This window comes from uncultured Caballeronia sp. (assembly GCF_964243625.1).
GTDB lineage: Bacteria > Pseudomonadota > Gammaproteobacteria > Burkholderiales > Burkholderiaceae > Caballeronia.
The window spans coordinates 1-6541 of sequence record NZ_CAXTGZ010000342.1 but is presented as its reverse complement, the minus strand read 5'-3'; the positions used below and the strand labels follow the sequence as shown (position 1 = coordinate 6541).

The window sequence follows — 6541 nt, the reverse complement described above, 5'->3', positions numbered from 1 at the left end:
CCGTGAAGGCGGTCGTACCGTCGGCGCCGGTGTCGTGGCCAAGGTTCTCGAGTAAGTCGAGCAACGCCAGAAATTGCTCGATAGTCTGTAGTTTTCGGGGTTAGCGAAATTGCTGACCCCAACTGGTTTAGGGGTATAGCTCAACTGGCAGAGCGTCGGTCTCCAAAACCGAAGGTTGGGGGTTCGATTCCCTCTGCCCCTGCCACAATCTTGCGTCTCAGGGCGCTGCTTAAGGTGTTATGGCGAATCCTTCCGTCGAAACTGTAAATACTTCCGGCGACAAGTTGATGTTGACCGCGGGCGTATTGTTGGTCTTGGCCGGGTTCGTAGGTTTCTTCTGGCTCAGTGGCCAGGAGTGGTACGTTCGCGGCGCCGCGCTGGCTGTCGGCTTGATCGCGGGTGTCGCGGTCGGTCTTCTCTCCGCACCGGGAAAAGGTTTTATCGCCTTTGCCAAAGATTCGTACAAAGAAGTCCGCAAGGTGGTGTGGCCGACGCGTAAGGAAGCCACGCAAACCACTTTGGTGGTCTTTGCATTTGTGCTTGTCATGGCAATCTTCTTGTGGCTTAGCGATAAGTCGATCGAGTGGGTGATATTCTCGGTAATTCTGGGTTGGAGATGATATGAGCGAAGCACAGGCATCACCAGGCGGAAAACGTTGGTACGTCGTGCACGCCTACTCCGGCATGGAGAAGAGCGTGCAACGTGCGCTTCAAGAGCGTATCGACCGCGCCGGCATGCAGGATCAGTTTGGTCAAATCCTCGTCCCGACCGAAGAAGTCGTGGAAGTGAAGGGCGGTCACAAGTCTGTGACTGAGCGTCGTTTCTTTCCGGGCTATGTGCTCGTCGAGATGGAAATGACGGACGAGACGTGGCACTTGGTAAAGAACACGGCCAAGGTGACAGGTTTCGTTGGCGGGGCGCGCAATCGTCCGAGCCCGATCTCTCCGCGTGAAGTGGAAAAGATCATGTCGCAGATGCAGGAAGGCGTGGAGAAGCCGCGCCCGAAGACCCTGTTCGAAGTAGGCGAGATGGTGCGGGTCAAGGAAGGCCCGTTCACGGACTTCAACGGCAACGTCGAAGAGGTGAACTACGAAAAGTCGCGGGTTCGCGTATCGGTGACGATTTTCGGACGTTCAACGCCGGTAGAGCTTGAGTTTGGTCAGGTAGAAAAGGTTTAACAGGTACCCGTTGTTCGCCGCGCTCGAAGTGTGAACTTCGTAGCGCGGTTCGCGCTTACAGTCCGCATATGACTGTTGAGGAGCGTCAGTAGCCATTTTGGCGAGCGCGCGTTATCACTCACCGAACGCTAACGCGTTCTGCAGAGGTTTTCAACATGGCAAAGAAAATCATCGGCTTTATCAAACTGCAGATTCCTGCAGGTAAAGCCAATCCGTCACCGCCGGTTGGTCCGGCACTGGGCCAGCGCGGCCTGAACATCATGGAGTTCTGCAAGGCGTTCAACGCGCAGACTCAATCGATGGAGCCGGGTCTGCCCGTGCCGGTGGTCATTACGGCATTCGCGGACAAGAGCTTCACGTTCATCATGAAGACGCCGCCGGCTACCGTTCTGATCAAGAAGGCTGCGGCCATCCAGAAGGGTTCGCCGAAGCCGCACGTCGACAAGGTCGGCAATATCACGCGCGCGCAAGCTGAAGAAATCGCAAAGACCAAGATGCCTGACCTTACGGCAGCAGACCTGGATGCAGCGGTTCGTACGATCGCAGGCAGCGCCCGTTCGATGGGCATCACCGTGGAGGGCGTTTAAATGGCTAAGCTTTCCAAGCGTCTCCAAGCGCTGGCTACCAAGGTAGACCGCATGAAGCTGTACCCGGTCGACGACGCTCTGTCGATTGTAAAAGAGTGCGCAAGCGCCAAGTTCGATGAATCCATCGACGTGGCTGTGCAACTCGGCATCGATGCGAAGAAGTCGGATCAGGTGGTTCGCGGTTCCGTCGTGTTGCCTGCCGGTACCGGCAAGTCGGTTCGCGTTGCTGTGTTTGCGCAAGGCGAAAAGGCTGAGCAAGCTCGTGCGGCTGGTGCAGAAGTGGTCGGCATGGAAGACCTGGCAGAACAGGTCAAGGCCGGTAACCTTAATTTCGACGTCGTGATCGCTTCGCCGGACACGATGCGCGTTGTCGGTACGCTCGGTCAGATCCTCGGCCCGCGCGGCCTGATGCCGAACCCGAAGGTCGGCACGGTAACGGCTGACGTTGCCCAGGCAGTTCGCAACGCCAAGGCTGGTCAGGTTCAGTTCCGCGTTGACAAAGGCGGGATCATCCACGCAACCATCGGCCGTGCATCGTTTGAGCCGGCGTCGTTGCGTCAGAATTTGTCGGCACTGGTGGACGCTCTGCAAAAGGCCAAGCCGGCGACCAGCAAGGGCGTGTATCTGCGCAAGATCGCATTGTCGAGCACCATGGGTGTCGGCGTGCGTGTCGATCACGCAACGCTCTCGCAGTAAAGAATCATGCAGCGGTTCACGTTGATTCGTGAACCGGTGTTAAGGGCTTTGGGCGGTTGCAAGCTGCGGTCTGGCGGGCAACCGGTTGTCAAAGACCGTTGGCGGAAGCGCAGCAATCAGGCGTGACCTTAATGTAAGCCAACGCAGATGGCGAACCCGGAACAGTTTTGGTGTGGTTGAAGTCGGTTGTCGCGTGTCGTGAGATACGCACTAGCCGGTCGAAATACTCCTGACAGGTCGGACGCCGTTGTTGAACGCGATGCGCTAAGTTGGCGCATCGAATCTGGAGGTTTAACCGTGCCACTGAACAAAGAAGACAAGCAGGCAGTTGTCGCTGAAGTCGCCGCGCAAGTCGCGAAGGCTCAGACGATGGTGCTCGCTGAGTATCGTGGAATTGCGGTTGGCGATCTGACCAAGCTGCGCGCGAAAGCGCGCGAGCAACAAGTGTATCTTCGCGTGTTGAAAAACACGCTGGCGCGTCGCGCTGTCGAAGGTACGCCGTTCGCTCCGCTGGCTGAGCAGATGACTGGTCCCCTGATCTACGGCATCTCTGAAGATGCAATTGCTGCTGCCAAGGTCGTTCACGACTTCGGCAAAACCAATGACAAGTTGATCATCAAGGCCGGTTCCTACGAAGGCAACGTGATGGACAAGGCGGCTGTGCAAGCACTCGCCAACATCCCGAGCCGCGAAGAACTGCTCTCCAAGTTGTTGTACGTCATGCAAGCTCCTGTTGCCGGCTTCGCGCGCGCTTTGGCCGCGCTTGCCGAAAAGAAGGGTGGCGGCGCAGAAGCTCCGGCTGAAGCGCAACCGGAAGCTGCTGCTTAACGTACCGCGCTTGGTTGCCTGGTTAGGCTTACAAGATCGCTGGCTGTATCCGAATTCAATTTAGGAGTATTTCAAATGGCAATCGCAAAAGATGACATCCTCGAAGCAGTAAGCTCGATGTCGGTTCTGGAACTGAACGAGCTGGTCAAGGCGTTCGAAGAGAAGTTTGGCGTGTCGGCTGCTGCCGTAGCTGTTGCTGGCCCTGCTGGTGCCGCTGCAGTTGCTGAAGAGCAAACCGAGTTCACGGTGAACCTGGTCGAAATCGGCGCGAACAAGGTGTCGGTGATTAAGGCTGTTCGCGAACTGACGGGTCTTGGCCTGAAGGAAGCGAAGGACCTGGTTGACGGTGCACCGAAGCCTGTTAAGGAATCGGTACCGAAGGCTGCTGCTGAAGAAGCGAAGAAGAAGCTGGAAGAAGCAGGCGCGAAGGCTGAAATCAAGTAAGTTCGGCTGCGCTTTGCTAAGGCTGGCGGTCTATGACCGCCGGCCTTTTTCTGCTTTGTAGGGACTAGGTTTCAAGTCGTTGGTTTCAGTAACTATGACCACGTAGAAGCCAAAGAAAATCATCGGTTGGGAAGGTTTGCCGATTCTTTTCTTTGTCTTCTGAAGCGACTGCAGAAGGCAAGTTTGGTCGGGTAGCGGGAAACATAGGCATCCGCTGCCGTCAGCCAGCGGTTGGTAGCGGCCAACCACCAAGCTTCTAGGCTCGTCGTCCCTCCCCGGGACGTATGGCGAGTCTCAGTCGGTGAACACCGGGTCGTGTCATCGAGGTATCCCGCCTCGGCAACGCCCGTAGTGATTCGGAGATCGTATGCAATATTCCTTCACCGAGAAGAAGCGTATTCGCAAGAGTTTCGCGAAACGCCCCATCGTTCACCAGGTTCCCTTTCTGCTGGCTACCCAGCTTGAATCATTCAGCACCTTTCTGCAAGAGACCACCAGCGCAACACAGCGCAAAGCGGAAGGGTTGCAAGCAGCGTTTTCGTCGGTGTTCCCAATCGTTTCGCACAACGGGTTTGCGCGTCTCGAGTTCGTAAGCTACATGCTCTCGCCGCCGGCATTCAACATCAAGGAATGTCAGCAGCGTGGTTTGACGTACTGCTCCGCCCTGCGCGCCAAGGTGCGCCTGGTGCTGCTCGACAAGGAATCGCCGAGCAAGCCGGTCGTCAAGGAAGTGAAGGAGCAAGAAGTCTACATGGGCGAAATGCCGCTCATGACGCCGACCGGTTCGTTCGTCATCAACGGCACGGAACGCGTGATCGTGTCCCAGTTGCATCGTTCGCCTGGTGTGTTCTTCGAGCACGACAAGGGCAAGACGCACAGCTCGGGCAAGCTGCTGTTCTCGGCTCGTATCATCCCTTACCGTGGTTCGTGGCTCGACTTCGAATTCGACCCGAAGGACGTGCTGTATTTCCGCGTCGACCGCCGCCGGAAAATGCCGGTGACGATCCTGCTGAAGGCTATAGGCCTGACGCCGGAACAGATCCTCGCGAACTTCTTCGTATTCGATAACTTCGCGCTGATGGGCGAAGGCGCGCAAATGGAATTCGTGCCGGAGCGTCTGCGCGGCGAAGTCGCGCGTTTCGACATCCAGGATCGCGAAGGCAACGTCATTGTCCAGAAGGACAAGCGGATCAACGCCAAGCACATTCGCGACCTCGAAGCCGCAAAGACGAAGTTCATCTCGGTGCCGGAAGACTATTTGCTCGGCCGCGTGCTGGCGAAGAACGTCGTGGACGGCGAGACGGGCGAAGTGATCGCGAACGCAAACGACGAAATCACCGAAACCGTTCTCGAGAAGCTGCGCGAGTCGAAGGTCAAGGACATCCAGACGCTCTACACGAACGATCTGGATCAGGGTCCGTATATCTCGTCGACGCTGCGTATCGACGAAACGGCCGACCGCATGGCTGCGCGTATTGCGATTTATCGCATGATGCGCCCGGGCGAACCGCCGACCGAAGAAGCCGTCGAAGCGCTGTTCAACCGGCTGTTCTATAGCGAAGACGCGTACGACCTGTCGAAGGTAGGTCGTATGAAGTTCAATCGCCGCGTGGGCCGTGACGAAATCGTTGGCCCGATGACGCTGCAGGATGAGGACATCCTCGCGACCATCAAGATTTTGGTCGAGCTGCGTAACGGCAAGGGCGAAGTCGATGACATCGATCACCTGGGCAATCGCCGTGTGCGTTGCGTCGGTGAATTGGCTGAGAACCAGTTCCGTGCGGGCCTCGTGCGCGTGGAGCGGGCTGTGAAGGAACGTCTGGGTCAGGCTGAAAGCGAAAACCTGATGCCGCACGACCTGATCAACTCGAAGCCGATCTCGTCCGCCATTCGCGAGTTCTTCGGTTCGTCGCAGTTGTCGCAGTTTATGGACCAGACGAACCCGTTGTCGGAAATTACCCACAAGCGCCGTGTATCGGCTCTTGGACCGGGCGGTTTGACGCGTGAACGCGCAGGCTTTGAAGTTCGCGACGTGCACCCGACTCACTACGGCCGCGTGTGCCCGATCGAAACGCCGGAAGGTCCGAACATCGGCCTGATCAACTCGCTCGCGCTGTACGCGCACTTGAACGAATACGGTTTCCTCGAGACGCCGTATCGGAAAGTGGTGGACGGCAAGGTGACCGATCAGATCGATTACCTCTCGGCGATCGAAGAAGGCCGTTACGTGATCGCTCAGGCGAACGCGTCGCTGGGCGAAGGCGGCACGCTGACCGACGAGCTGGTTTCGTCGCGTGAAGCGGGCGAAACGCTGATGGTCACGCCGGACCGCATCCAGTACATGGACGTGGCGCCGTCGCAGATCGTGTCGGTGGCTGCTTCGCTGATCCCGTTCCTTGAACACGATGACGCGAACCGCGCATTGATGGGCTCGAACATGCAGCGGCAGGCGGTTCCTTGCCTGCGTCCTGAAAAGGCCGTGGTCGGTACGGGTATCGAACGTACGGTGGCGGTCGACTCGGGTACGACCGTTCAGGCGTTCCGCGGCGGTCTCGTGGATTACGTCGATGCCGGCCGTATCGTGATTCGCGTGAACGACGACGAAGCAGTTGCCGGCGAAGTCGGTGTCGACATCTACAACCTGATCAAGTACACGCGTTCGAACCAGAACACGAACATCAACCAGCGTCCGATCGTGAAGGTCGGCGACACGCTCGCGAAGGGCGACGTCATCGCCGACGGCGCGTCGACCGACCTGGGCGAGCTCGCGCTCGGCCAGAACATGCTGGTCGCGTTCATGCCGTGGA

The 6541-nt window shown here is 57.8% G+C and carries 7 protein-coding genes and 1 tRNA gene; all 8 read left to right on the top strand.

Annotated elements, in window-relative coordinates; translation table 11 throughout:
- Nucleotides 1–129 precede the first annotated feature (129 nt).
- A tRNA-Trp gene (locus ACFFAR_RS21045) sits at nt 130–205 on the top strand.
- 34 nt (nt 206–239) lie between these two features.
- Nucleotides 240–620 (top strand): preprotein translocase subunit SecE, encoded by a 381-nt coding sequence (secE, locus tag ACFFAR_RS21040; RefSeq protein ID WP_056355385.1) that lies wholly within the window; start codon nt 240–242, stop codon nt 618–620.
- A gap of 1 nt (nt 621) precedes the next feature.
- Nucleotides 622–1179 (top strand): transcription termination/antitermination protein NusG, encoded by a 558-nt coding sequence (nusG, locus tag ACFFAR_RS21035; protein WP_062000499.1) that lies wholly within the window; start codon nt 622–624, stop codon nt 1177–1179.
- A gap of 155 nt (nt 1180–1334) precedes the next feature.
- On the top strand, nt 1335–1766 hold the full coding sequence (gene rplK / locus ACFFAR_RS21030) for a 50S ribosomal protein L11 (RefSeq protein WP_174365276.1): 432 nt from the start codon (nt 1335–1337) through the stop codon (nt 1764–1766).
- On the top strand, nt 1767–2462 hold the full coding sequence (gene rplA, locus ACFFAR_RS21025; RefSeq protein WP_062000498.1) for a 50S ribosomal protein L1: 696 nt from the start codon (nt 1767–1769) through the stop codon (nt 2460–2462).
- Nucleotides 2463–2759: 297 nt separating this feature from the next.
- On the top strand, nt 2760–3290 hold the full coding sequence (gene rplJ, locus ACFFAR_RS21020) for a 50S ribosomal protein L10 (RefSeq protein WP_062000497.1): 531 nt from the start codon (nt 2760–2762) through the stop codon (nt 3288–3290).
- A gap of 75 nt (nt 3291–3365) precedes the next feature.
- Nucleotides 3366–3734: a 50S ribosomal protein L7/L12 gene (rplL, locus tag ACFFAR_RS21015; RefSeq protein WP_062000496.1), complete on the top strand. Its 369-nt coding sequence runs from the start codon at nt 3366–3368 to the stop codon at nt 3732–3734.
- A gap of 367 nt (nt 3735–4101) precedes the next feature.
- Nucleotides 4102–6541: DNA-directed RNA polymerase subunit beta (rpoB, locus tag ACFFAR_RS21010; protein ID WP_375508390.1), on the top strand; the 2440-nt coding region annotated here is incomplete at its 3' end.